Origin of the sequence: Methylobacterium platani (assembly GCF_001653715.1) — a bacterium.
GTDB lineage: Bacteria > Pseudomonadota > Alphaproteobacteria > Rhizobiales > Beijerinckiaceae > Methylobacterium > Methylobacterium platani.
This window is the reverse complement of the sequence record NZ_LWHQ01000013.1, coordinates 75,678-100,177: the sequence shown is the minus strand read 5'-3', so window position 1 is coordinate 100,177 and position 24,500 is coordinate 75,678. Positions and strand designations below refer to the sequence as shown.

Sequence of the window (24,500 nt, the reverse complement as noted above, 5' to 3'; positions counted from 1 at the left end):
TCCGGATCCCGAGGCTTCGACAGGGCCGCGTTCCCACCGGGGGCGCGGCCCTCGTCGTTTCAATCCACCTTCTCGTTCGGGTAGACGCCCCAGAGCCGGTCCTGGCGCATGTAGCCGTCGACGTCGCCGCGCTTCTGCGGCAGCGCCACGACGAGGCGGCACCAGCTCCCGTCGCAGGCCTTGACGCTGCCGATGACGCCGGCCTGGAGCTGGGCCACCACGCCGCTGCCCGTATCGGCCCGGTCGTAGAGCGGCACCGGCGCGCCCTTGTCGGCCCCCCGGTTGAGCACCACGGCGGTGCGCCGGCCCGACAGCAGCGAGTGCAGCACCCAGCCCTCGGTACCCTCCGAATCGCGGATGCGGCGCCAAGTCTCGTACTCGGCGACGATCTCGACCGGCAGGCCGGCGCGCTGGAACACCCACAGGGTGCGGTGGTCCTTCGACGGCCCCTCGCGCAGGTTCACCCGGTCGGTCTTCAGGCTGACGTAGCGCGGGATCGGCAGCTTCGTCGCCGGGCCGATGGTGACGCCGATCTCGCCGGCCGCGGGATCGGCGGGGGCCGGCGGGGCGGCGGCCGCCGGCGTCGCCAGGGCGGCGAGCGCCAGGGTCGCGAGGAGGCGCGGGTGCAGCATCGTCGGTCTCCCATCCGGCGGCCCGGGGACCGCGGTGCGGATTGTCTTCCGGTCGGCCTCTGCTAGAGAGGCCCCGAGGTGAGAGGCCCCGAGGGCGAGCCCCGCGCAGCAAGGGCGGGCCCACAGGATCGTCCCGTACCGGCCCCTATCGCCGGAGTATGGTTAACGGGGCGTAACGACACCTGTGGCCCGCACCAAGGCGGGGCTTTTCGCCGGGCCGCCGCGTCGCCTATCGTGTGACGTGGGCGTCGTGTCGCGTGTCGCGTGGGCAGGCCAGGAGCCGAGCCGCCCGCGGGCGAGGGAGGGATCATGTCGTTGAAGCGCAAGCCGCTCGTGGTGGTCACCCGGCGCCTGCCGGACGTCGTGGAGACGCGGATGCGCGAGTTGTTCGACGCGCGCCTCAACCACGAGGACACGCCGCTCACCGGGCCCGCCCTGGCGCAGGCCCTGCAGGAAGCCGACGTGCTGGTCCCGACGGTGACGGACGAGATCGACGCCTCGCTCCTCGCCCAGGCCGGCCCGAACCTGCGCCTGATCGCCAATTTCGGCAACGGCGTCGACCATATCGACGTCGGCGTGGCGCTCCAGCGCGGCATCACGGTCACCAACACGCCGGGCGTGCTGACCGAGGACACCGCCGACATGACGATGGCGCTGATCCTGTCGGTGGCGCGCCGGGTCACCGAGGGCGCCCGGATCATCCCGGACGATGCCTGGTCGGGCGGCTGGTCGCCGACCTGGATGCTCGGCCGCCGCATCACCGGCAAGCGCCTCGGCATCGTCGGCATGGGCCGCATCGGCCAGGCGCTGGCGCGGCGCGCCAAGGCGTTCGGCCTGTCGATCCACTACCACAACCGCCGGCGGGTCGGCGCCCGGATCGAGAGCGACCTCGAGGCGACCTACTGGGAATCCCTCGACCAGATGCTGGCGCGGGTCGACATCGTGTCGGTCAATTGCCCGCACACGCCCGCCACCTACCACCTGCTCTCGGCCCGGCGCCTGAAGCTGCTCAAGCCCGAGGCGGTGGTGGTCAACACCGCCCGCGGCGAGGTGATCGACGAGACCGCGCTCGCCCGCCTGATCGAGGTCGGCGACATCGCGGGTGCCGGCCTCGACGTGTTCGAGCAGGAGCCGGCGGTGAGCCCGCGCCTCGTCAAGCTCGCGCGTGCCGGCAAGGTCGTGCTGCTGCCCCACATGGGCTCGGCCACCCACGAGAGCCGGGTCGACATGGGCGAGAAGGTCATCATCAACATCAAGACCTTCCTCGACGGCCACCGGCCGCCGGACCGGATCCTGCCCAGCATGCTGTGAGGCGGAGGCTGCGCCCGGCCGAAGCCGGGCGCAGCCGGCTCTCAGCCCTGCAGCGTCGCCTTCAGGCTGATCTTGGCGTTGAGCACCTTCGAGACCGGGCAGTTCTTCTCGGCGATGCCGGCGAGCTCGTCGAACTTCGCCTGGTCGATGCCCGGGATCCTGGCCGTCAGCGTGAGGGCCGAGGCGGTGATGGTGAAGCCGTCGCCGTCCTTCTCCAGGCTCACCACGGCTTCCGTGCGCAGCTCGTCGGCGGTGAAGCCGGCGCCCTGGAGCTGGAAGGCCAGCGCCATGGTGAAGCAGCCGGCATGCGCCGCCGCGATCAGCTCCTCCGGGTTGGTGCCCGGCTCGTTCTCGAACCGGGTGTTGAAGCCGTAGGGATTGCTCGACAGCACGCCCGACTGGGTGGTCAGCTGCCCCTTGCCGTCCTTGCCGGTGCCCTGCCACACGGCGTTCGCCTTGCGGTTCATGCTCGTCTCCCGTGAATCGGAGGCCCGCTCGGCCTTCCGGATGCGGCAGGGCCGTGCCGGCGCCCGCCCCGCCCACAGGTAGGTCACGGCGTCGCGAGGTCACCCTCCTGAAGGATCGTCCTCCGTCTCCGCGTCGATCACCCGGCGGGCGAGGGCGAGCGCGAATCCGGCCCGCGCCATCGCGGCGAGGTCGCGCTCGCGCGACGCCGCCCGGGCGGCGGGCTGGCGGAACGGTCCGAGGCGGCGGCGCTTCGCGTAGGCGAGGGCGGCCTCGTCCTCGCCGCCCTCCTCCTCCCCGGCCAGGGCCGCCCCGACGGTGTCGCGGTCGACCCCCTTGGCGGCGAGCTTGGCGCCGATCGCCCGCGCCGAGCCGCCGCGGCGGCGCAAGGACCGCACCTTGGCGGCCGCGAAGGCGGCGTCGTCGACGAGGCCGGCGCCGAGGGCCCGGGCGATCACCGCCTCGACCATCTCGGAGAAGTCCTCCGGGGTCTCGCCGCGCAGGCGGCAGCGGGTCTCGACCCGGCGCCGGAGCACCCGGCGCAGCATCTCGGCCGAGGCGCCGTAGCGCTCGAGGTAGTACAGCGCCGCCCGCTCCAGGTAGGCCGGGGTGATCGGCCGCGCCGCCCTCAAACCGCCATCGCGGCCGGCTTCATCGGCGCCGTCCCGGATCGCCTCCGTCCCGGCGGAGGCGTCGGTCCCGGGCGCGCGCGAGGGGTGATGCCGGCGTTTCTGCACAAGCGTGAATCCTTCTTCCTCCTGGCCGCCCTCGCCCTGGCGGCTTTGGCCGGGGCGGTGCTCTACCTGTCGCGGCCGACCACCCTGCGGGTCGCGGTCGGCCCGCGGGACCGCGTCGAATCGCACCTGATCCAGGCCTATGCCGACGCGCTCGCCCGCGCCCGCGAGGATATACGCCTCGTGGTCGTTCCTTACGACGACGTGCGCGACAGCGCCGCGGCGCTCCAGAGCGGGAAGGTCGACCTCGCGGTGGTGCGGCCCGACGTGCGCCTGCCCGAGAACGGGCTGACCCTGGCGATCCTGCACGACGAGGCCCTGGTGGTCGCGGCCCCGCCGGATTCGGGCATCCAGGCCTTCTCCGATCTCGCCGGCAAGCGCCTCGGCCTCGTCGCCCATCACGGCGCCGACCAGCCGCTGGTCGCGAGCCTGCTCGCCTACTACGCCCTGACGCCGGCCCCCACCGGGGCCGCGCCGGCCCCGGCCGATCCGGGCGGCGCGCTGCCGGCGGCCGCCGGCAGCGTCGCGCTGATCCCGCTCAAGGCCTCCGAGGTCGCGGCGGCGCTCGCCGAGCACCGGATCGACGCCGCCGCCGTCATCGCCGCCCCCTCCGACAAGTCCGCCGCCCGGGTAGTGCAGGCGGTCGAGGCCGCCTCGCCGGGCCGGGGCGCGACGATCGTCTCCATCCCCGACGGCGAGGCGATCGTGCAGCGCCTGCCCGAGCTGCAGGCCGTCACGATCGCGGCCGGCACCTTCGGGGGCCGCCCGAAACGGCCGGACGAGGAGGTGAAGACCGTCGGCGCCTCCTACCGGCTGATGGCCCGCGCCTCGCTGAGCCGCGACACCGCCGCGAGCGTGACGCAGCACCTGTTCGAGCTGCGCTCGCGCCTCGCCGCGATGGTGCCGAGCGCCAACCTGATGAAGGCGCCCGACTTCGACAGCGCCGCCGAGGCGACGAGCGCCCGCCTGCCGATCCATCCCGGCGCGGTCGACTATTACGAGCGCGAGCAGCAGACCTTCCTGCAGCGCTACGAGGACTGGGTCTACCTGGTAGCGTTCTTCGGCGGCGGCCTCGGCTCGGCGGTGGCCTGGCTCGGCCAGCGATTCGCCCGCGAGCAGCGCGCCCGCATCGACGCGGTCCTCGACCGGCTGCTGGCGATCCTGATCGAGGCGCGGGGCACGCAGGACCCGGCCGCGCTCGAGGCCCTGGCGGTCGAGATCGACGGCCTCGTCATCGACGTGGTGCGCCACGCCCGCGCCCACGACACCGACGTCCGCACGATGAGCGCGCTGATCCTCGCGGTGGACGCCGCCCGGGCGGCGGTGGCCGAGTGCCGGCGCGACGGGGCGCCTGTGCGGGAGCGGGCCGGGCGGGTGCTGTCGCTGCACCCGGCGGGCGGAGCGTGAATCGCCGTCCGGGCGCCGGCGGGCCTCAGGTGACGAGGTGGTCCCGCCGCCGGAGGGCCGGGAACAGCCGGCCCCACAGGGCCGCCACGGCGAGCGTGGCGACGCCGCCCACCACCACCGCCGGCACCGCCCCGATGAAGGCGGCGAGCGTGCCGGATTCGAACTCGCCGAGCTCGTTCGAGGCGCCGATGAACACGGTGTTGACCGCCGCGACCCGGCCGCGCATCGCGTCCGGGGTCTCGCCCTGGACGAGGCTCTGGCGGACGTAGACGCTCACCATGTCGGCGGCCCCCGTGACGAACAGGCAGGCCATCGACAGGGGCAGCGAGGTCGAGAGGCCGAATCCGATCGTCGCGAGGCCGAACACCCCGACGGCGATCAGGAGCCGTGGGCCGACCCCGCGGGTCAGCGGGCGCTGGGCGAGAAGGATCGCGGTCGCGACCGAGCCGAGGGCCGGCATGCTGCGCAGGAGCCCGAGGCCGAGGGGGCCGACGAACAGCACCTCCTGGGCGAAGATCGGCAGGAGCGCGGTGGCGCCGCCGAGCAGCACCGCCACGAGGTCGAGGGTGATGGCGCCGAGCACCACCGGCTGCGAGCGGATGTAGGTCAGGCCGGCGAGCAGCGTCGACCAGGTGACCGCCGGACGGGTGGTGACGGCGGCGGGCCGCGGCCGGATGCGGATGATGCTGAGCGCCGCGAGCGCGAAGCAGGCGGCGGCGAGGCCGAAGACCACCGCCGGACCGAGCGCGTAGAGCAGGCCGCCGAAGGCCGGGCCGGTCACCGAGGCGCTCTGCCAGAGCGAGGAGTTCAGCGCGATCGCGCTGCCGAAGAGCTCGCGCGGCACCAGGGTCGGCAGCAGCGCCTGGCTCGCCGGGTTGGCGAAGGCGCGGGCGGTGCCGACCAGCACCATCAGGGCGTAGATCGGCCAGACCGGCGCGGCATGCGAGGCCGCGAGCCCCATCAGGCCCAAGCCGGCCAGCGCCAGGAGCCCGTAGGCGAGGGCGGCGACCCGGCGCCGGTCGTAGGTGTCGGCGACGTGGCCGGTGACCAGCGCCCCGAGCATCGCCGGCGCGAAGCTCGCGAGCCCGACGAAGCCGAGCGCCAGCGCGCTGCGGGTGAGGTCGTAGACGAACCAGCCCACCGCCACCGCCTGCATCTGGTAGGCGAGGCCGGTGAGGAAGCGGGCGCCGCCGAAGAGCCGGAAGTCGCGGTTGCGGAAGAGCGTCCAGCCGGACGGGGCGGGGGAGAGCATGGTCGGTCCGTGCCCCGCCCTGGCGGCGGGGTGCTGGAGGGGAGCGTGCCCGGGCGGGCCGGAATCAGGTCAGAAGCTTGCGCGTGAGCACCGCGAGGCCGAAGGCCAGGGCCGAGACGGCGATCGAGATCGCGATGTAGAGCAAGCGCCGCGGCTGCTGGGCCGATTCAGCCCGCACCGGCTCGACGATCATGCTGAAGAACTCGATCTGCCGGTCGGCGATCATCCGCGAGCGCTCCCGCGCGGCGATCGTCGCGGCGTAGTACTTCTCGGCGGTCTTGCGCTCGGCGTCGAGCTCCTCGAACTTGGTGAGCGTGGCCGAGAGCACCCGGCGCTGCTCCGGATCCTGGTTGGCGGATTCGCGCTCGATGCGGGCGATGGTCTCGTCGAGCTGGGCGATCTGCGCCTTCAGGTCCTGGATGCTGCGGCTGTCGTCGCGCAGGTCGCGCTGGAGCAGGCTGAGCTTGACGGCGAGGCCGATCCGCTGGGTGCGGATCTCGGCGATCACCTTCAGGTTGGCGTCGTTGGACTTCTGGGCGTCGAGCACGCCGTCGCGATTGCGCAGGTCGCGCACCGCGACCTGCACCTTCGACAGGCGCGCCTCGGCGCGCTTCATCTCGCGCTCGCTCTCCGCCAGGGCGTCGCTGCGGGCCCGCTCGGTGAGCTGGTTCACCAGCCGCTCGCTCTCGGCGAGAATCGCCCGGTTCAGCTTGAGCGAGTCGTCGGGGTCGAAGGCGTTGACCGCCACCTCGATCAGGCCCGACGTCTCGACGCTGACGTGGACCCGCTCGCCCCAGTAGCGCACGAGCTTCTCGATCGGCTTTTCCGGATTGAAGCGGGAATAGCGGTCGATGTCGTCGCGGGAGAACATCTGCCGGAGCGGCAGGCTGCGCTCCAGCGTCTCGATCATCGTGCGGCTCTTGATGTACTCGCCGATGATCATCGAGTCCTGGGCGATCATCTGCGCCGGGATGCTCGACGTGGTGCCGAGCGAGTCCGGCGTCGCCTTCTCGGCGCCGCCGATCGCCGGCCGCAGGGCGAAGCGGGCCTCGGTCACGTAGCGGTCCGAGAGGTAGAGGCCGAAGAACACGGCGCTCCCCAGGGATGGAAGCACGAACAGGAACAGGCACAGGAGCGGGGTGACGATGTCCCGGCGCCGCTGCGCGCGGATCGTCCGGATCGTGGTCTTGTTCGGGTTCGAGAAGCGCGACACCCGCGCCGCCTGCCGCAGGGCCTCGCCGATCATCCGGGAGCGGTCGGCGGGGCTGAGCGCCTTGCCTTCCGGATTGCGGGCGTCGATCGTCATGACAGGGGGTTCCGGCTGCGGGCGGGACCGGGGCGCGGGGCGCGCCGGCCGGCCAGGGAGGCGGGAGGCAGGAGGAGGGGGGCGAGGCGGATCGGTGCTGCGCTCACTGGTTGAGCCGCTGGTAGACCTCGATCGCGTCGTTGATGTCCGGATAGATCACCGCGCGCCCGTTCGCCAGCACGATCCCCTGCTGGGCGTAGTCGCGGATCGTGTCCATCGAGTGCGAGCACATGATGATGTCGGCATTCGCCCGCCGCTTGCTCCACACCTCCTCGCAGCGCTTGGCGAAGCGCGCGTCGCCGACGCCGGTGATCTCGTCGACGATGTAGCAGTCGAAGGGGATCGCCATGCTCATGCCGAAGGCGAGCCGCGCGCCCATGCCCGAGGAGTAGTTGCGGATCGGCACGTTGATGTAGTCGCCGAGCTCGGCAAAATCCTCCACGAAGGCCAGGACCCGGCGCGGATCCTCGCCGTGGATGCGGGCGACGAAGATCACGTTCTCGCGCCCGGTCATCAGCGGGTGGAAGCCGCCCGCGAAGCCGAGCGGCCAGGAGATCCGGGTGGTGCGGATCACCCGGCCCTTGGTCGGCAGCTCGCAGCCGGCGAGCAGCCGCAGGGTCGTCGACTTGCCGGCACCGTTGATGCCGAGGATGCCGTAGCTCACCCCGGGCTTCAGGGTCAGCGACGCCTGGTCGAGGATGGTGCGGCGGTATCCGTCCGTCTTGTAGATCTTGGTGACGTTGTCGAGGCGGATCATCGGCGGGACAGCACGCTCGAAGGGGGTGCGGCCGCCATCCGGGCGGCGACGGGCGGGCCCGGAAGGCCTGTCCGATCATGCGCCGAGCCGGCAATCCGCACGGTTAACGAGGCCGGCCGCAACGGCCGTCAGCCTTCCGCCTAGGCCGGAAAAGCGGCGAATCTGAGAAGCCGGGCCCCCGGGGCCACCCCTCTCGCCCCGGCCGGCCTCCCTGCGTCGGCCCTCCCGTACCCGGGCCGCCGTCAAGATGAGGCATCAGTTTCAACTTATTATAAAGAAGAAACGCGGCGCCGCGTCGTCTTTGATTTCGCCCGGGTTTCGATTAAACCCCGGCGCATCCCGTATCGTTACCGGAAAGACGGCCGTGCTGATTGCGTTCCTGATCATGCTGCGCGAGGGGATCGAGGCGGCGCTGATCGTCGGCATCATCGCCGGCTACCTCGCCCAGACCGGGCGGCGCGCCTGGATGCCGGCGGTCTGGGGCGGCGTCGTCCTGGCGGCCGTGCTATGCCTCGCGCTCGGCCTCGGGCTGCAGGCGGTCGGCGCCGAGTTCCCGCAGAAGCAGCAGGAGCTGGCCGAGGGCGTGATCGCGCTCCTCGCCGCCGGGATGCTGTGCACGATGGTGTTCTGGATGCGCAGGGCGGCCCGCTCGGTCCGCGCCGAGCTGCACGGCGCCGTCGACCACGCGCTCGGTCGCGCCGGAAGAGCGCAGGGCGGGTTCGCGCTCGCCGTGATGGCCTTCCTGGCGGTCGGCCGCGAGGGGCTCGAATCGGTGTTCTTCCTCCTCGCCACGGTGCAGCAGGATGTAGGCTGGGGCGTGCCGGCGGGCGCGGTGCTCGGCATCGCGCTCTCCGTCGTCATCGGCGTCGCGCTCGCCAAGGGCGCGGTCCGCATCGACCTGCGCCGCTTCTTCCGCTGGACCGGCGTGTTCATCCTGTTCGTCACCGCGGGCCTGCTCGCCAGCGCGCTGAAGGCTTTCCACGAGGCGGGCCTGTGGAACCACCTCCAGGCCACCGCCTTCGACCTCGGCCACGTCCTGCCCGCCGACACGGTGCTCGGCACGCTGCTGACCGGCATCTTCGGGTACCAGGAGGCGCCGGCCTGGGGCGAGGTGCTGGTCTATCTCGGCTTCCTGGTCCCGGCCCTGTGGGCCTTCCTGGCCGGCGCCCGGCCGACCCCCGCCGCGCAGCCGCGTCACGCCTGACCGTTCCAAGGACCCGATATTGCCCAAGGACCCGACCTCGATGAAAGCCTGCCGGCCGGCCGCCCTCGCCGTCCTCCTCGCCTCCGCCGCGCCCGCCCTGGCGCAGGCGCCCGAGCCCGTCGCCGTCACGGTGACCGACAAGGGCTGCGAGCCCGCCGCCCTCACCGTCCCGGCCGGCAAGTCGGTGTTCAAGATCAGCAACAAGAGCCGCCGCGTGCTGGAGTGGGAGATCCTCCAGGGCACGATGATCGTCGAGGAGCGGGAGAACATCATCCCGGGCTTCGTGCAGTCGCTCTCGGCGACCCTGCAGCCCGGGACCTACGCGATGACCTGCGGGCTGCTCAGCAACCCGAAGGGCACGCTGACGGTGACGGCCGCCACGACCGCCGCGGCCGGCGCGCCCGACCCGATGGCGCTCGTCGGCCCGCTCGCCGCCTACAAGCTCTACGTGATGACCGAGGTCGAGGCGTTCCAGAGGCAGACGACGGCCTTCGCGGAGGCGGTCAAGGCTGGCCGGATCGCCGAGGCCAAGGCCCTCTACCCGCAGGCGCGCCGCCACTACGAGCGCATCGAGCCGGTGGCGTCGCTGTTCAACGACCTCGACAAGAGCATGGACGTCCGCGCCGACGACTTCGAGAAGAAGGAGGCCGATCCGGGCTTCATCGGCTTCCACCGCCTCGAGAAGGGGCTGTGGGCCGACGCCAGCACCGAGGGGCTCGGCCCCCATGCCGACCGGCTCGTCGCCGACGCCGCCGAGCTGAAGCGGCGCGTCGCCGACCTCACCATCCCGCCGGCCCGGATGGTCGGGGGCGCGGCCGGCCTGATCGAGGAGGTCGCGGCGACCAAGATCTCCGGCGAGGAGGACCGCTACAGCCGCACCGACCTGTGGGACTTCCACGCCAACGTCGAGGGCGCGCGCAAGATCTTCGACCTGCTGCGCCCCCTGGTGGCCGCCCGCGATCCCGACTTCGTCGCTCGCACCGAGAAGAATTTCTCGCGGGTCGAGACCCTGCTGGCGAAGTACCGGACCGAGGACGGGGGCTTTGCCCATTACGACGCCCTGAGCGACCGCGACCGCAACGCCCTCAAGGGCCCGATCACCGTGCTGGCCGAGGACCTCTCGACCCTGCGCGGCAAGCTCGGCCTGGATTGAGGCGCCGGCCATGACCTCCTGCCCGTTCTCGACCTCCCGGCGCGGCCTGCTGCGTGGGCTCGCCGCCGGTACCGGCGCGGCCGCCCTCGGCGTCGACCCGGCCCGCGCGGCCGACGCGACGCCGTCGGCCGCCAGCGACGGCACCCTCGACCGGCAGCCATTCCACGGCCCGCACCAGGCCGGCATCGTCACGGCCCAGCCCGCCGCCGCCCTGTTCGTCGCCCTCGACGTCCTGGCCGAGGATCGCGGCGAGCTCGCCAAGCTGTTCCGGATCCTGACCGACCGCTTCGCCTTCCTGACCGCCGGCGGCCCGGTGCCGCCCCTCGACCCGCGCCTGCCGCCGGCCGATTCCGGCATCCTCGGGCCGCAGGTGCTGCCCGACAACCTCACCGCCACGCTCGCCGTCGGCGCGAGCCTGTTCGACGACCGCTACGGCCTCGAGGGCGCAAAGCCCCGGCACCTGCGGCCGATGGACCGCTTTCCCAACGATTCCCTCGACGCCAAGCTGTGCCACGGCGACCTGCTGCTGCAATTCTGCGCCAACACCGCCGAGACCAACCTGCACGCCCTGCGCGACGTGATCCGCCACACCCCGGGGCTCGTCTCCCTGCGCTGGAAGCTCGACGGCATGCTGCCGCCCCACGTGGTCAACCGCCCGGGGCAGGACACGGTGCGCAACTTCCTCGGCTTCAAGGACGGCACCGCCAACCTCGATGCCGGCGACGAGGCGCTGATGCGCCGGCAGGTCTGGGTGCAGCCGGGCGGCGGGGAGCCGGGCAGCGGGGAGCCGGCTTGGGCGGCGGGCGGCTCCTACCAGGTGGTGCGGGTCATCCGGAACTTCGTCGAGCGCTGGGACCGCACCCCCTTGCGCGAGCAGGAGCGGATCTTCGGGCGTCACAAGGACAGCGGCGCGCCGCTCGGGCAGACCGACGAGCACGCCCTGCCGGACTACGCCTCCGATCCGGCCGGGGCGCGCACGCCGATGGACGCCCATATCCGGCTCGCCAACCCGCGCACGCCGGAGAGCGCCGCCAGCCTGATCCTGCGGCGCGGCTACAACTACTCGGCCGGGATCACCCCGTCGGGCCAGCTCGACATGGGCCTGCTGTTCTGCTGCTTCCAGGCCGATCTCGATGCCGGGTTCGTCGCGGTGCAGAACCGCCTCAACGGCGAGCCGCTCGAGGAATACATCAAGCCGGTCGGCGGCGGGTACTTCTACGCCCTGCCGGGCGTCTCGGCGCCGGGCGGGTTCCTGGGGCAGGGCCTGCTGGTCGGGGCGTGACGGCCGTCGCGGCGCCCGTTCACCGATCCTTAACCAACCGCCGCCACGATGGCCCGGACGCGAGAAAGCCGGGGCGAGCCCCGGCTTTCCGTCGATATCGATCGGGCGAGCGTACCCGCTCAGCCGAGATTGAGCCGGTCGACCTTGGTGCCGGAGCCGCGCACCGCTTCCGGGAGCGCCGAGAAGTCGGTGTACCCCGCCTCGCGTGCCATCGCGTCGAGGGCCTGCTGTTCGTTCTCGGCACCGCCGGTCCAGAGGATGGCGCCCGTCGCAGCCTGCCTGACCTGGAAGATGGCCATGAAACACGTCCTCCCACTGAAGCCTTAATCCGGACATCTAACGCGCGCCCGTCGGTTGAGGTTGCAGCAGATCGAACGTTGCGGGAAGTCGCTCTTTGGGTGTAGAGAATGAACGTTCATTCTCAAGGCGAGTCCCGCGTGCCGTCCAGCCCGAACCCCGCCCGCCTCGATTCGGCCGAGGAGCGCCGCACCCGCATCCTCGACGCGGCGGAGGCCTGCTTCGTCCGCCACGGCTTCCACCGCGCCACGATGCACGACGTGGCGGCGGAGGCCGGCATGAGCCCGGGCAACCTCTACCGCTATTTCCCGTCGAAGGACGCGATCGTGGCCGGCCTCGCCGAGCGCGACCGCGCCGCGGTGGCGGAGGATTTCTCCGGCATCGAGGCGCATCCCGACCTGATGCAGGCCTTCGCGGGCCTCGCCCGCCGCCACCTCGCCGAGGCGCCGGCCGAGAAGGCGGTCCTGTGCCTCGAGATGTGGGCCGAGGCGACGCGCAACCCCGCCATGGCGGCGATCTGCCGGGACTTCGAGCGCGAGATCGCGGCGCGGCTGTCCGGCCTCTATCGCCGGGCTCAGGGGCGCACATCGCAGCCCGCGCCCGGTGCCGACCCGGAGGCGCTGGCCCGCCTCGCGATGGTGATGGCGGACGGCATCATGATCCGCCGCGCCCTCTCGCCCGACTTCGCCCCCGGCCCCGTGATCGACGCCATGCTGACCCTGATCGGCGCGGCCCTCGACGGCCGCTTCGACCCGACGGGCCGGGCTCCGGCCGAACCCTCACCCGCCAATCCGGAATCCGCCCGATGACCCGCCCCCGTCGCCTCGCCGGATTCCTGACCGGGTCCCTGCTGCTGACCGGTTCCCTGGCTCCCCTCGCGGCCGCCCCGGCCCGCGCCGCCGACGCCGCGGCCCCGGACGGCTCCGTGGCCACCACCGCCCCGGCGCCCGCCGTCACCGTCGCGGTGGCGGCCGAGCGTGAGATCGTCGAGCGCGCCGTCGTCACCGGCACCCTGGTGCCGCGCGACGAGATCCTGGTCTCGCCGGAGATCGAGGGGAGCCGCATCACCGAGCTGCTGGCGGAGGAGGGCGACCGGGTCGCCAAGGGCGCTGTGCTGGCGCGGCTCTCGCGCGAGATGATCGACACGCAGCTCGCCCAGAACGCCGCCGCCATCGCCCGCGCGGACGGCGCGGTGGCGCAGGCGCGCAGTTCGATCGTGCAGGCCGAGGCCGCCCAGGTCGAGGCGAGCCTGTCGCTGGAGCGCGCGCAATCCCTGGCGAAGACCGGCAACGCCACCGCGGCGGTGCTGGAGCAGCGCGAAGCGGCGGCCAAGGGCGCCGAGGGGCGGCTGTCGGCCGCCCGCAACGGGCTCGCCATCGCCCAGGCCGACCTCGCCCAGGCGCGGGCGCAGCGCAGCGAGCTCGACCTGAAGCTCGCCCGCACCGAGATCCGGGCGCCGGAGGGCGGCATCGTCAGCCGCCGCACCGCACGGGTCGGCGCCACGGCGAGCGCCTCCGCCGAGCCGCTGTTCCGGCTGATCGCCCGCGGCGAGATCGAGCTCGAGGGCGAGGTGCCGGAGACTGGCCTCGCGCGCCTGCGCGCCGGCGCCCCGGCGAGCCTCGACCTCGACACCACCGACGGGCCGGTCTCCGTGTCCGGCCGCGTTCGCGTGGTCTATCCGGAGGTCGACCGGGCGACGCGGCTCGGCAAGGTCCGGATCAAGCTCGAGGCCGATCCGCGCCTGCGCATCGGCGCCTTCGCCCGCGGCGCCGTCGAGGCGGCGCGCCGCACCGGCGTGGCTGTGCCGCTGGCCGCGGTGGTCTACGGGCCCTCGGGCCCGACCGTGCTGGTGGTGACGGGCGAGCGGGTCGAGGCTCGCGCCCTCCGCACCGGCCTGTCGGCGGGGGGCTTCATCGAGGTCCGCGACGGGGCCAGGGCCGGCGAGGCGGTGGTGGCGCGCGCCGGCAGCTTCCTGCGCGACGGCGACCGGGTCCGGCCGATCTATCCCGCGATGCCCGCGACCGCCGAGGCCGGGCGTCCCTGACCGGATGCCCGCCTTCTCTGATTCCCTCGTGACCGGGTCCCCTCGATGCGCCTGAACGTCTCCGCCTGGGCGATCCGCAAGCCGATCCCCTCGATCGTGCTCTTCCTGGTGCTCGGGCTGCTCGGCCTCGTGAGCTTCCGCAGCCTGCCGATCACCCGCTTTCCCAACATCGACGTGCCGATCGTCTCGGTGACGGTGACCCAGGCCGGCGCCGCGCCGAGCGAGCTGCAGACCCAGGTGACGAAGTGGGTCGAGGACGCGGTGGCGGGGGTGAAGGGCGTCAAGCACATCACCTCGGCGATCACCGAGGGCACCTCGGCCACGACGATCGAGTTCCGCCTGGAGGTCAACACCGACCGGGCCGTCAACGACGTCAAGGACGCGATCGCCAAGGTCCGGATGAACCTGCCGCGGACGATCGACGAGCCGATCATCGCCCGGGTCGAGATCGCCGGCCTGCCGATCATGGTCTACGGCGCGTCCGCCCCCGCGATGACGCCCGAGGACCTGTCGTGGTTCGTCGACGACGTGGTGGCGCGCCAGATCCAGGGCCTGCGCGGCGTCGGCGGCGTCGAGCGCCTCGGCGGCGTCGCCCGCGAGGTCAGGGTGACCCTGAAGCCGGACCGGCTGCTGGCGCTCGGCATCACCGCAGCCGACGTGAACCGGCAATTGCGCCTGACCTCCGCCGACATGGCCGGCGGCCGGGCCGAGGTCGGCGGTCAGGAGCAGTCGATCCGGACCCTCGCCGCCTCCTCCTCCCTCGACACGCTGGCGGCGACCACGATCGTGCTGCCCGGCGGCCGCAAGGTGCGGCTCGACGACCTCGCGACCCTGACCGACGGCGCCGAGGAGCCGCGCACCTTCGCCCGCCTCAACGGCCAGCCGGTCGTCGCCTTCGCGATCTCGCGGGCGAACGGCGCCAGCGACGCCTCGGTGAGCGAGGTGGTGGTCAAGAAGATCGAGGAGCTGGGGAAGACCTATCCGGGCGTGCATTTCGACCGGATCGATTCCTCGGTCACCAACACCATAGGCAACTACGAATCCGCCATGCACAGCCTGGTCGAGGGCGCCGCGCTCGCCGTGCTGGTGGTGTTCCTGTTCCTGCGCGACTGGCGCGCGACGCTGATCGCCGCGGTGGCCCTGCCGCTCTCGGTCTTCCCGACCTTCTGGGCGATGAGCGCGATGGGCTTCTCGCTCAACGCGGTGAGCCTGCTGGCCATCACCCTCGTCACCGGCATCCTGGTCGACGACGCGATCGTCGAGATCGAGAACATCGTCCGGCACATGCGGCTGGGGAAATCGCCCTACCGCGCGGCGATCGAGGGCGCCGACGAGATCGGGCTCGCGGTCATCGCCATCACCGCGACCCTGATCGCGATCTTCGCGCCGGTCTCGTTCATGGGCGGCATCGCCGGGCAGTACTTCAAGCAGTTCGGCCTCACCATCGCGGCCGCCGTCTTCATGTCGCTGCTGGTGGCGCGTCTCATCACCCCGATGATGGCGGCCTACTTCCTGCGCGACCACGGCCACCACGAGGAGCACGAGGGCCCGGTGATGCGGGTCTACAACCGCGTCGTGCTGTGGTCGGTGCGGCACAAATACGTGACGCTGGTGGTCGGGCTGGCGCTGTTCGCCGCGTCGATCCTGTCGACGAGCCTGCTGCCGGCGGGCTTCCTGCCCAAGGAGGACGCCGCCCGCACCCTGATGGTGGTGGAGCTGCCCCCGGGCGCGCGGCTCGACGACACGATCGCCGTCACCGACCGGATCGCCCAGCGCATCCGCACCCTGCCTGAGGTCCGCTCCGTCTTTGTCGACGGCGGCCGCCAGCTGCCGGGCAAGAAGGAGGTGCGGCTCGCCACCTTCACCATCAACCTGACGCCGAAGAACGCCCGCGCCCGCAAGCAGGCCGACGTCGAGGCGGCGATCATGGACCTGATGCGCGACGAGGCCGACGTGCGCTACTGGTCCCTGCGCGAGGGCGGCCAGCGCGACTTCACCCTCATCGTCGCGGGCGGCGACACCGCCCAGGTCACCGACGTGGCGGAGCGGATGCAGCGCGAGGTCGCGGCCCTGCCGAACCTCGTCAACGTGATGTCGACCGCGCCCCTCGACCGGACCGAGGTCCGCATCCGCCCGAAGGCCGGCGTCGCCGCCGATCTCGGCGTCTCGACCGACACCATCGCCGAGACGGTGCGCGTCGGCACGATCGGCGACATCGGCCAGAACCTCGCGAAGTTCAACGCCACCGACCGGCAGATCCCGATCCGGGTGCAGCTGCCGATGAGCTTGCGCGGCGATCTCTCGGCGCTCGAGAGCCTGAAGGTGCCGGCGAAGAACGGCGCCTCGGTGCCGCTCTCGGCGGTGGCCGATATCAGCCTCGGCCGCGGGCCCACCGCCATCGACCGCTACGACCGCGCCGTGCGCGTGGCGCTCGAGGCCAACATGCAGGGCTCGGACGCGCTCGGCGAGCAGATCAAGCTCGCGATGAACACGCCGACCGCCCGCAACCTGCCGCCCGGCATCAGCTTGCGCCAGACCGGCGACGCCGAGGTGATGGGCGAGGTGTTCGAGGGCTTCGCCCTGGCGATGGGCGCCGGCCTGATGATGGTGCTCGGCGTCCTGATCCTGCTCTTCGCCTCGTTCTTCCAGCCGCTCACCATCCTGTTCTCGCTGCCGCTCTCGATCGGCGGGGCGATCCTCGGGCTCCTGATCTTCAACCGGCCGATCTCGATGCCGGTGGTGATCGGCATCCTGATGCTGATGGGCGTGGTGACCAAGAACGCCATCATGCTGGTCGATTTCGCCGTCGAGGAGATGGCCCGCGGCGTCGACCGGGTCACCGCCATCACCCAGGCCGGCGCCAAGCGCGCCCGCCCGATCGTGATGACGACCATCGCCATGGCCGCCGGCATGGTGCCGAGCGCGATGGCCTTCGGCATCGGCGGCGAGTTCCGCTCGCCGATGGCGATCGCGGTGATCTCGGGCCTGATCGTCTCGACGCTGCTGTCGCTGATCTTCGTGCCGGCGATCTTCCTGCTGATGGACGATCTCTCGCGTTTGATGGGCCGGCTGTTCGGGCGGTTCGTCGGCGCTGTGGACGAACCGGAGACGCATCCCGGTCACCGGCCGGCGGCAGCGGAGTAGGCGAGACGGGCAAGCGATTCCGGGAGCTCGTTCGAGCGGGATCGTCGTCCACAAGGCCGGGAAAACAGCCGGACATCTCCTACCCAGAACCTCCTCCGGAGATGTCCGTTCAACGGAGATGGACTGATCTCGGGGAAGCGCTCCAGAAGTCCTGCGACCGCTGGAGGCCTCTTTCGAGGTCAGCCGACCTTCGACCGGTCGGCATTTCAGGATGAGGTGCGAGTGTGCGATATCCCTGTTTATGTGGATTTTTCGATGGAAAGTCGCTCAAACAAGCTCTCATGATGAGGCAAGAGCATTAGAAATCAATCTTATTTTCAGAATTTATAGTAATTTTTTAAAAAATAATATCTGACTAGTATCAAGAGTGATAAATGTGTGGCTGATCGCGGATACCTCCGCGGAAGACTCGCCCGCCCACGGACGATGGCAGCAAAGCCGGCCATGCCACTGCGTGAGCCCGGTGGCCGAGGTCCGTGCAACCCTTCCGCGCAGCGCCGCAGCCTGCAAGCAAAGGGTCGGTCAACCCGCACTCATGATGAACGAATTGTAACGGAACCGCGCCGAATACACACGGGTTGACAGGCATCTGACCAAGAGGAAGACGCCATGATCAAGCCGCTGATCTCCGCCGCCGTGTGCGCCGCCTGCCTGATGTCCATGACCCCGGTCTTTGCCGCCGAGAACACCATCCCGCAGGGCAAGCGGGATGAGATGTCGCAGAAATACACCGAACACCAGATCAAGCAGCAGCAGAAAGAGAACCGCGAGGCCAATCGCAACGTCGACAGCCTGATCACCAACCGGAAGTAGGGCGGCGACGTTCGCCCTCTCCAGGGAACCTGCCCAGGCAGTTTGCCCACGTAGTTTGCCGAGGAAGCCTGCTCCTCTCCGACGTCGTCCCGGGTCCTCGCTTCGCGAGTCCCGGGACGAGGGGGAGGATGGGCGTGACCGTGCGCGTAGCGCCCTGCTCGCCGTCGGCGAAGGCTACTGCCCCCGCCGCGCCTGCGCGGCGAACCGCACCGCCTCCTCGGCGGCGCGGAACAGGGCCTTGGCCTTGTTGACGCATTCCTGCTGCTCGGAGGCCGGATCGGAATCGTGCACGATGCCCGCGCCCGCCTGGACGTGCATGCGCCCGTCCTTGACGATCGCGGTGCGCAGCACGATGCAGGTGTCCATCTGGCCGTCGGCGCCGAAATAGCCGATGCAGCCGCCATAGGGCCCGCGCTTCTCGCGCTCCAGCTCGTCGATGATCTGCATCGCCCGCACCTTCGGGGCGCCCGAGACCGTGCCGGCGGGGAATCCCGCGGCGAGCGCCGAGAGGGCGTCGTGCCGGGAATCGAGGCGGCCCTCGACGTTCGACACGATGTGCATGACCTGGCTGTAGAATTCGAGGAAGAACGAATCCGTCACCCGCACGCTGCCGATCTCGGCGACGCGGCCGACGTCGTTGCGGCCGAGATCGAGCAGCATCAGGTGCTCGGAGCGCTCCTTGGGGTCGGCGAGGAGCTCGTCGGCGAGCGCCCGGTCCTCCTCCGGCGTCGCGCCGCGGCGACGGGTGCCGGCGATCGGCCGGATCGTCACCGCGCCGTCGCGCACCCGCACCAGGATCTCGGGCGACGAGCAGACGATCTGGAACGCCCCGAAATCGAGGTAGCACAGGAACGGCGCCGGATTGACCCGGCGCAGCGAGCGGTAGAGGGCGAAGGCCGGCAGGGTGAACGGCGCGGCGAAGCGCTGCGACAGCACCACCTGGAAGATGTCGCCGGCGGCGATGTACTCCTTGGCCCGGGCGACCATGCCGAGGAAGTCGTCGGGGGCGACGTTCGAGACCTGGGCCGGCGCCCGGATCTCGGCCGGGTTCTGCCGCGCCTCGACCGGCAGCGAGCCTTCCAGCGCGTCGGCGGCGCGCTCCAGCCGCGCCAAAGCCGCCTCGTAGGCGGCCCGCGCGGACAAGCCGGCGACGGGGCGGATCGGCGCCACGAGCGCGATCTCGTCGCGCACCGCGTCGAACACCACCATCACGGTCGGGCGGACCAGGATCGCGTCGGGCACCCCGATCGGGTCGGGATGGGGCGCGTCGAGGCGCTCCATCTCGCGGACCATGTCGTAGCCGAGATAGCCGAACAGGCCCGCCGCCATCGGGGGCAGGCCGGGCTCGTCGGGGATCGCGCTCTCGGCGATCAAGGCCCGGAGGCTGTCGAGGGGCGGGGCCGCCTCGGGCGCGAAGGCGGCGAGGTCGGGCGCCGCGGCGCGCTCGGCCCGCCCGGCGGCGCAGCGCCAGATCAGGTCGGGATCGAGGCCGATCATCGAGTAGCGGCCGCGCACCGCGCCGCCCTCGACCGATTCGAGCAGGAAGGCGGCGCCGTCGCGGCCGGCCTTCAGCTTGAGGAAGGCGGCGACCGGCGTCTCGAGGTCGGCCACCAGGGTGGCGCGCAGGAGGACCGGCCGGCCCGCGGCATAGGCCGCGGCGGCGGCCTCGGGGGAGGGGGCGACGTGCATCAGTACTCGCCGCCGATCGCCCGGCGGAACGCCGTCTCGTTGACCGAGATGCCGGCCTGCTTCTGCACGTCGGCGATGTACTCGGCCAGGATGTCGTCGGCGAGCGCCGTCCGGTACTGCCCCTCGACCGCGACCGCGGCCGGAGCGGACGGCACGAAGGCCGGCACCGTCGCGGAGGTGACCCGGAACACCACCCGGGCGACGCCCTCGCCGGAGGCGAAGCCGGCCTTGTTCACCGGGGTGGCGAAGACGCGGGCGACGCTCTCGGCGGAGAGACCGTCGCGACCGCGGCCGCGGGCGAGGTCGGAGACGGTCTTGACCTCCTGGCCGAGGGACTTCGCGACCTCCTCGATCGCCTCGCCCTTGTCGAGCCGCTCGGCCGCCTCGCGGGCCTTGGCGGCGAGCCGGCGGGAGACCTCGTCGGCCTTCCACTGCGCCACCACCGCGTCGCGGACCTCCGCCAGCGGCTTGTCGTGGGCCGGGTCGACCTTGGTCACGTCGTACCAGACGTAGCCGCCCGAGCGGGTGCGCAGCGCCTCGTTGTCGGCGCCCATGTCGCTGCGGAAGATCGCCGCGAGGGTCGCGTCCTTGTCGGGGATCGCGTCCACCGCCTTGCCTTGCGGGTCGCGGCCCTGCGCGTCCACCGCCGGCACGGCGACGAGGCTCAGGCCCTGGTCGCGGGCGATGTCGGCCAGCGGCTTGGCGCCGGCGCGCTGGTCCTCGATCGCGTCGTGGACCTTCTCCAGCCCGTCCCGGGCCTTGTCGAGGGCGACCTCGCGGCGGACCTCGCCGGCCACCTCCTCGAACGGCTTGCGCGCCGCCGGCTGCACCGCGGTCACCCGCAGCAGCACCGTGCCGAAGCGGCCCTTGACCGGCTCGGTCACGGTGTCGGGCGCGGCCGCGAAGGCGGCGTCGGCGACCGCCGGGTCGAACAGCTCGGACTTGGTGAAGGTGCCGAGGTCGAGGGCCTTGGCGTCGAGGCCGCGCTCGGTCGCGATCTGGTCGAAAGTGGCGGCGCCGCTGCGGATCCTGGCCAGCGCCGCTTGCGCGTCGGCGTCGTTCGGGAACACGATCTGCTGGATCGCGCGCTTCTCCGGCGTGCCGAAGCGGGTCTTCTCGGATTCGTAGCGGGCCCGCGCCTCGGCGTCGGTCACGGCGTCGGGCTTGGCCAGGGTCGCCGGATCGAGGACGAGCAGGTTCACGCTGCGAGACTCGGGCGCCCGGAACGCGCTCTTGCGGTCGTTGTAGAAGGTGGTGACCTCCTCGTCGGTCGGCGCCGGGATCTCGCCAGCCGCCGCCTCCGGCAGGGTGATGGTCGAGGCCGCGCGGCGCTCGGCGGTGTAGCGGTGGATCGCCTCGCGGGCGGCCAGCGACACCGGCAGATCGGCAGTGATCGCGTCGGCGAGCTGGAGCCGGGCGGCGACGGCGCGCTGCTCCTGCACGAAGCCCTGCTCGGTCAGGCCGGCCTGGCGCAGCGTGTCGCGGAAGGTGTTGACGTCGAAGGCGCCGTTCGGGCCCTTGAAGGCCGGCTCCTCCTGGATCAGCCGCACCACCGCGGAATCGGGGATGCGCAGGCCGAGGTCCTTCGTCTTCTGGTCGAGGGAGGCCTCGGTGATCAGCTGGGCCAGCACCTGGCGGTCGAGGCCCAGCGCCCGGGCCTGGTCCGGCGTGATCGGCCGGCGGCTCTGGCGCGACAGGCGCTGCAGCTGGTTCTGGTAGGCGGTGCGCAGGGCCTCGGCCGGGATCTGCGTGCTGCCGACGGTCGCGACCGCGTTGCTGCCGCCGCCGCGGAAGATGTCGCCGATGCCGAAGATGGCGAGGCCCGCGATCAGGAGGCCGAACACCACCGTCACCACGATCTTGCCGAGCCAGCTCTGGCTGGCGGCGCGGAACCCCTGGAGCATCGCGATCCTCAGACATACCCGTGAGGGCGCCTGCCACGAGGGGGCGCCCGGTTCCGGCCGCGATACCGCATAAGCGCCGCAAGGCAAAGGGCGGCGCTCCCCGGCGGTTTGCCGCCCGGCGGCGGACCTGTTACCCGGCGACGCTTGTCCGACACTGCCTGTCGAAAGATCGGGGGAGAACCATGACGACCGAACGGCCACGCCCGCTGGTGGCGGGAAACTGGAAGATGAACGGCCTCCAGGCCTCGCTGAAGGTGGCCGAGGCGGTGCGCGACGGCCTCGACGCGGCGCTGGCGCAGCGCATCGACGTGCTGGTCTGCCCGCCCGCGACCCTGGTGGGGGCGACGGCCGCGGCGCTGAACGGCTCCGCCGTGAAGGTCGGCGGCCAGGACGTCCATCCGGAAGCGAGCGGCGCCTATACCGGCAACGTCTCGGCCGAGATGCTGGCCGATGCGGGCGCGACCTACACCATCGTCGGCCATTCCGAGCGCCGGGCCTATCACCGCGAGAGCGACGCCGACATCCGCGCCAAGGCGCTCGCCGCCCGCCGCGCCGGTCTCGTGGCGATCATCTGCGTCGGCGAGACCCGCGAGGAGCGCGAGGCCGGCCGGACCCTGGACGTCGTGCGCGGCCAGCTCGCCGGCTCGCTGCCCGACGGCGCCACGTCCGCCGACACGGTGATCGCCTACGAGCCGGTCTGGGCGATCGGTACCGGGCTGACCCCGACGGTGGACGACGTGGCGCAGGTCCATGCCCTGATCCGGCAGGAGCTCGAGGGCCGGCTCGGCGCCGACGGCGGCAAGGTGCGCATCCTCTACGGCGGCTCGGTGAAGCCCTCGAACGCCGCCGAGCTGATGGGCGTCGCCAACGTCGACGGCGCGCTCGTCGGTGGGGCGAGCCTGAAGGCCGAGGACTTCTTGGGAATCGCGGCGGCGTATCGCTGAGGCATCGCCGCCTCAACCCGTTCGTCCCCGGGACCGTATGTCGGAGCCGGGGGCCGGACGCACCGGGCGGAAAAATCCGGAGAGCCATGCGATCGGCGTCGCGACGCCGATCGCATGGCTCCTTCGCTGCCCGCTACCGCGCCTCAGCTCGCGGCATCTCTCCGACTCCGGAATGCCTCCATGCAGCGACGGCATGCTCCACCTGCGGCTCCGTCGATGCGGCCCAGAACTCAAGCGTTCTTCGTTCCGGCGCAGGCTCAGTCTCCAGCGTGACCGTCCCCTTACGCCCAGGTTGGCGGCCTCGACCCTGGCGCGCAAGCGGCGCGACTTGGAGCAGGACCTCGACGCCATCCTGAAGGCCCCAGCGCCGTGCGATTTGGCCCAGGTGCTCCAGGCCCAGGTGCTCCAGGCCCAGGTGCTCCAGGCCCAGGTGCTCCAGGCCCGGATGCGCCGGGCAGGGGACCAACTCTTGACCTTCATGGGCGGACGTCACCAACAACGCCTGCGAGCGCGACCTGCGACCGGCCGTGGTCCAGCGCAAGGTGACCAACGGCTATCGGGCGATGTGGGCGGCCAAGGGCGAGGCGGACGTGCGCGCCATCGTTGCCACCGCCGCCCTCCGGACCAAGGTCACACCCTTCTCCAGCCTGCTCGCGACCATCACCGCCCGATCAAAACCCCGCCTCCAAGTTAAAGAGGGGGGCGGAAAACGCGCACGCCGAAAATACCCCCTGGGTGATTACGTTTATCGCTAGCTGAAACTCTACGCAGCCAGCACGATATCTGCGAATGCATCAGCTTCTTGTCTGGGATTTTCAAGGATAAAATTATTATGGAAAAATTCTGTTTGTCCTAAATTTCTCATTGTGTCAGAATACACATAATTTGTATGGTTTCTATTAGCCTTGTCGAAAAGAATCTGATTCGACCAGACGAGATCGCTGTCATTTAGAACTACTAGCTTATTCATCGGTGAAAATATCCCGGTATGAATGGCCGAGCTTATTGTCCCACATACAGTCCTGCCGCCCTTAAACGCCAAAATTTGTTCTCTGAACGGCATATCTTGCGGATGCCATATTTCGATCCCGCGATCCGCAAGTCGATTTTCGAATTCGGCTTCATTAACAATATGACTTATTCCTTTCAAAAGTCTTGATTTCGACATATATATCGGGGATAATGTGGTGTGAAAAAGATTATTGGTCAAGCGATCGCCTATTTCATTGCAAAAAATAGAAAAAGCCCTGTAAGAAATATTATTTTCTTCGAAACTTGCGGCAGGAACGTCTAAAGACGAGAAAATTACTGGCTTATCGAAATAGGCAAATCTTTCCGGGCCAACCCCAAAGGATGCGAAGCACTCTCGAACGTACTCTTTGTTGAAATGAGGAAGAGCGCCCTCTCGATTGAGAATAGCAATTTTCTTATCATTTTTACTAAATTTTGATAGCCACCAATATCTACTAAGGCAAGAAGTGAGAAAATGTCCGTAGTGCGAATCTATAAAACCTCCAAAAATCATTGGCTCTTCGATAAGATCGGAAATTTCGTCAGGATTGATGCTGCTGAAGAAATTTGCACCGCCGCCAAGATGGAGAGCAGGAACTCCATGAAATGTCCCCGCAGCCGTAATAAGATGTCTGCCGCGCGAATATAATCCAGAAGATATACCGTCAATACCCAACGGCACCAGCAATACGTCAATGCAATTTTCAAATTTCGGTTCATAATCGACTGATGTGGTATATCCATGAATGCTTTGACAATTCTTGATCATGGTATTCCCGAATGTTCGACAGGAATCGATATCGTGGTGAGTCGTGCCACAGGCGGTTGCCGATGCGCAACAAGATCGTCGACAAGAGCACGCAAAATACCTTGTCTCGTCGGCGGCCATCGAGGCCGAAGAACGTCCCCAGGGAGAGCTCAAGCTAGCTGACAACTGAGATCGTTACAGTTTTGAGGTGCATCGACGGAAAAAGTGCGAAATGAGCCGCGCCACTTTCATGCCCCCATCGGACACCACGAGCAAGTGATGTGTCGGCTCGTGGGGGAGCAGTATGTTTTAAAATGAAAACTGGAGAAAGGACCGTGTTGTGGTCAGTCGACGCTGAGCGCTGTCAGGATTGCCGGAATCTAGCGTTGGCCCAGGCAGATGG

The 24,500-nt window shown here is 70.2% G+C and carries 20 protein-coding genes and 1 pseudogene; 11 read left to right on the top strand and 10 right to left on the bottom strand.

Annotated features, from left to right (window positions below):
• Positions 1 to 59 precede the first annotated feature (59 nt).
• Entirely contained in the window at positions 60 to 632 is a 573-nt protein-coding gene (locus A5481_RS07085) for an SH3 domain-containing protein (RefSeq protein WP_048433069.1), read from the bottom strand.
• 309 nt (positions 633 to 941) lie between these two features.
• Between A5481_RS07085 and A5481_RS07080 the strand changes: the two genes are divergently transcribed.
• Positions 942 to 1,943, top strand: coding sequence for a 2-hydroxyacid dehydrogenase (locus A5481_RS07080; RefSeq protein ID WP_048433068.1), 1,002 nt, complete (start codon positions 942 to 944; stop codon positions 1,941 to 1,943).
• 41 nt (positions 1,944 to 1,984) lie between these two features.
• On the opposite strand, the gene A5481_RS07075 is transcribed toward A5481_RS07080, so the two are convergent.
• The gene (locus A5481_RS07075) at positions 1,985 to 2,410 is read right to left on the bottom strand and encodes an OsmC family protein (protein WP_048433076.1); all 426 of its coding nucleotides are present in this window, start codon (positions 2,408 to 2,410) and stop codon (positions 1,985 to 1,987) included.
• Between the two features lie 99 nt (positions 2,411 to 2,509).
• Positions 2,510 to 3,022 (bottom strand): regulatory protein RecX, encoded by a 513-nt coding sequence (locus A5481_RS07070; RefSeq protein ID WP_082173019.1) that lies wholly within the window; start codon positions 3,020 to 3,022, stop codon positions 2,510 to 2,512.
• A 105-nt stretch (positions 3,023 to 3,127) separates the two neighbouring features.
• On the opposite strand from A5481_RS07070, the gene A5481_RS07065 reads away from it, so the two are divergent.
• On the top strand, positions 3,128 to 4,549 hold the full coding sequence (locus A5481_RS07065; RefSeq protein ID WP_048433067.1) for a TAXI family TRAP transporter solute-binding subunit: 1,422 nt from the start codon (positions 3,128 to 3,130) through the stop codon (positions 4,547 to 4,549).
• Between the two features lie 25 nt (positions 4,550 to 4,574).
• Here A5481_RS07065 and A5481_RS07060 read toward each other — a convergent pair whose 3' ends face one another.
• From A5481_RS07060 to A5481_RS07050, 3 genes are all read right to left on the bottom strand, one after another.
• The gene (locus A5481_RS07060) at positions 4,575 to 5,801 is read right to left on the bottom strand and encodes an MFS transporter (RefSeq protein ID WP_048433066.1); all 1,227 of its coding nucleotides are present in this window, start codon (positions 5,799 to 5,801) and stop codon (positions 4,575 to 4,577) included.
• Positions 5,802 to 5,865: 64 nt separating this feature from the next.
• The gene (locus A5481_RS07055; protein WP_048433065.1) at positions 5,866 to 7,107 is read right to left on the bottom strand and encodes a KpsE/RkpR family capsule polysaccharide export protein; all 1,242 of its coding nucleotides are present in this window, start codon (positions 7,105 to 7,107) and stop codon (positions 5,866 to 5,868) included.
• A 103-nt stretch (positions 7,108 to 7,210) separates the two neighbouring features.
• The gene (locus A5481_RS07050) at positions 7,211 to 7,864 is read right to left on the bottom strand and encodes an ABC transporter ATP-binding protein (protein ID WP_064503843.1); all 654 of its coding nucleotides are present in this window, start codon (positions 7,862 to 7,864) and stop codon (positions 7,211 to 7,213) included.
• A 364-nt stretch (positions 7,865 to 8,228) separates the two neighbouring features.
• Here A5481_RS07050 and efeU point away from each other — a divergent pair, with 364 nt between their 5' ends.
• The 3 genes from efeU to efeB are packed head-to-tail and all read left to right on the top strand — an operon-like array spanning position 8,229 to position 11,503.
• Complete coding sequence (gene efeU / locus A5481_RS07045; RefSeq protein ID WP_048432004.1) at positions 8,229 to 9,068, top strand: iron uptake transporter permease EfeU; 840 nt, start codon at positions 8,229 to 8,231, stop codon at positions 9,066 to 9,068.
• A gap of 40 nt (positions 9,069 to 9,108) precedes the next feature.
• Positions 9,109 to 10,221, top strand: a complete 1,113-nt coding sequence (efeO, locus tag A5481_RS07040; RefSeq protein WP_048432010.1) for an iron uptake system protein EfeO — start codon at positions 9,109 to 9,111, stop codon at positions 10,219 to 10,221.
• A gap of 10 nt (positions 10,222 to 10,231) precedes the next feature.
• Positions 10,232 to 11,503: an iron uptake transporter deferrochelatase/peroxidase subunit gene (gene efeB / locus A5481_RS07035; protein WP_048432003.1), complete on the top strand. Its 1,272-nt coding sequence runs from the start codon at positions 10,232 to 10,234 to the stop codon at positions 11,501 to 11,503.
• 119 nt (positions 11,504 to 11,622) lie between these two features.
• Here efeB and A5481_RS07030 read toward each other — a convergent pair whose 3' ends face one another.
• Positions 11,623 to 11,802: a hypothetical protein gene (locus A5481_RS07030; RefSeq protein WP_048432002.1), complete on the bottom strand. Its 180-nt coding sequence runs from the start codon at positions 11,800 to 11,802 to the stop codon at positions 11,623 to 11,625.
• A gap of 138 nt (positions 11,803 to 11,940) precedes the next feature.
• Between A5481_RS07030 and A5481_RS07025 the strand changes: the two genes are divergently transcribed.
• The 4 genes from A5481_RS07025 to A5481_RS07010 all read left to right on the top strand — a co-directional run bounded on the left by A5481_RS07025 (position 11,941) and on the right by A5481_RS07010 (position 17,801).
• Positions 11,941 to 12,609: a TetR/AcrR family transcriptional regulator gene (locus A5481_RS07025; RefSeq protein WP_048432001.1), complete on the top strand. Its 669-nt coding sequence runs from the start codon at positions 11,941 to 11,943 to the stop codon at positions 12,607 to 12,609.
• Positions 12,606 to 13,844, top strand: a complete 1,239-nt coding sequence (locus A5481_RS07020; protein WP_048432000.1) for an efflux RND transporter periplasmic adaptor subunit — start codon at positions 12,606 to 12,608, stop codon at positions 13,842 to 13,844. The genes A5481_RS07025 and A5481_RS07020 overlap by 4 nt, the downstream gene beginning before the upstream one ends.
• A 45-nt stretch (positions 13,845 to 13,889) precedes the next feature.
• On the top strand, positions 13,890 to 16,988 hold the full coding sequence (locus A5481_RS07015; RefSeq protein WP_048431999.1) for an efflux RND transporter permease subunit: 3,099 nt from the start codon (positions 13,890 to 13,892) through the stop codon (positions 16,986 to 16,988).
• 609 nt (positions 16,989 to 17,597) lie between these two features.
• On the top strand, positions 17,598 to 17,801 hold the full coding sequence (locus tag A5481_RS07010; RefSeq protein ID WP_048431998.1) for a hypothetical protein: 204 nt from the start codon (positions 17,598 to 17,600) through the stop codon (positions 17,799 to 17,801).
• Between the two features lie 174 nt (positions 17,802 to 17,975).
• Here A5481_RS07010 and trpE read toward each other — a convergent pair whose 3' ends face one another.
• Together trpE and A5481_RS07000 are read right to left on the bottom strand one after the other, a co-directional pair.
• Entirely contained in the window at positions 17,976 to 19,490 is a 1,515-nt protein-coding gene (gene trpE / locus A5481_RS07005) for an anthranilate synthase component I (protein WP_048431997.1), read from the bottom strand.
• On the bottom strand, positions 19,490 to 21,394 hold the full coding sequence (locus tag A5481_RS07000) for a peptidylprolyl isomerase (RefSeq protein ID WP_048431996.1): 1,905 nt from the start codon (positions 21,392 to 21,394) through the stop codon (positions 19,490 to 19,492). Before A5481_RS07000 ends, trpE begins: the two co-directional genes overlap by 1 nt.
• 182 nt (positions 21,395 to 21,576) lie before the next feature.
• Here A5481_RS07000 and tpiA point away from each other — a divergent pair, with 182 nt between their 5' ends.
• Positions 21,577 to 22,338 carry a triose-phosphate isomerase gene (tpiA, locus tag A5481_RS06995; protein WP_048431995.1) on the top strand — a complete coding sequence of 254 codons (762 nt, stop codon included), beginning with the start codon at positions 21,577 to 21,579 and terminating at the stop codon, positions 22,336 to 22,338.
• Positions 22,339 to 22,630: 292 nt separating this feature from the next.
• Positions 22,631 to 23,006 (top strand): annotated as a pseudogene (locus A5481_RS35135) (IS66 family transposase); the annotation flags it as partial.
• 95 nt (positions 23,007 to 23,101) lie between these two features.
• Here the strand turns inward: A5481_RS35135 and A5481_RS32190 are convergent.
• Positions 23,102 to 24,118, bottom strand: a complete 1,017-nt coding sequence (locus A5481_RS32190; RefSeq protein WP_167350024.1) for a glycosyltransferase family 61 protein — start codon at positions 24,116 to 24,118, stop codon at positions 23,102 to 23,104.
• Positions 24,119 to 24,500 lie beyond the last annotated feature (382 nt).

Coding starts and splice junctions, on each gene's coding strand:
- A5481_RS07085 (WP_048433069.1), bottom strand. CDS start 632: ATGCTGCACCCGCGCCTCCTCGCGACCCTGGCGCTCGCCGCCCTGGCG.
- A5481_RS07080 (WP_048433068.1), top strand. CDS start 942: ATGTCGTTGAAGCGCAAGCCGCTCGTGGTGGTCACCCGGCGCCTGCCG.
- A5481_RS07075 (WP_048433076.1), bottom strand. CDS start 2,410: ATGAACCGCAAGGCGAACGCCGTGTGGCAGGGCACCGGCAAGGACGGC.
- A5481_RS07065 (WP_048433067.1), top strand. CDS start 3,128: ATGCCGGCGTTTCTGCACAAGCGTGAATCCTTCTTCCTCCTGGCCGCC.
- A5481_RS07060 (WP_048433066.1), bottom strand. CDS start 5,801: ATGCTCTCCCCCGCCCCGTCCGGCTGGACGCTCTTCCGCAACCGCGAC.
- A5481_RS07055 (WP_048433065.1), bottom strand. CDS start 7,107: ATGACGATCGACGCCCGCAATCCGGAAGGCAAGGCGCTCAGCCCCGCC.
- A5481_RS07050 (WP_064503843.1), bottom strand. CDS start 7,864: ATGATCCGCCTCGACAACGTCACCAAGATCTACAAGACGGACGGATAC.
- efeO (WP_048432010.1), top strand. CDS start 9,109: ATGAAAGCCTGCCGGCCGGCCGCCCTCGCCGTCCTCCTCGCCTCCGCC.
- efeB (WP_048432003.1), top strand. CDS start 10,232: ATGACCTCCTGCCCGTTCTCGACCTCCCGGCGCGGCCTGCTGCGTGGG.
- A5481_RS07030 (WP_048432002.1), bottom strand. CDS start 11,802: ATGGCCATCTTCCAGGTCAGGCAGGCTGCGACGGGCGCCATCCTCTGG.
- A5481_RS07020 (WP_048432000.1), top strand. CDS start 12,606: ATGACCCGCCCCCGTCGCCTCGCCGGATTCCTGACCGGGTCCCTGCTG.
- A5481_RS07015 (WP_048431999.1), top strand. CDS start 13,890: ATGCGCCTGAACGTCTCCGCCTGGGCGATCCGCAAGCCGATCCCCTCG.
- A5481_RS07010 (WP_048431998.1), top strand. CDS start 17,598: ATGATCAAGCCGCTGATCTCCGCCGCCGTGTGCGCCGCCTGCCTGATG.
- trpE (WP_048431997.1), bottom strand. CDS start 19,490: ATGCACGTCGCCCCCTCCCCCGAGGCCGCCGCCGCGGCCTATGCCGCG.
- A5481_RS07000 (WP_048431996.1), bottom strand. CDS start 21,394: ATGCTCCAGGGGTTCCGCGCCGCCAGCCAGAGCTGGCTCGGCAAGATC.
- tpiA (WP_048431995.1), top strand. CDS start 21,577: ATGACGACCGAACGGCCACGCCCGCTGGTGGCGGGAAACTGGAAGATG.
- A5481_RS32190 (WP_167350024.1), bottom strand. CDS start 24,118: ATGATCAAGAATTGTCAAAGCATTCATGGATATACCACATCAGTCGAT.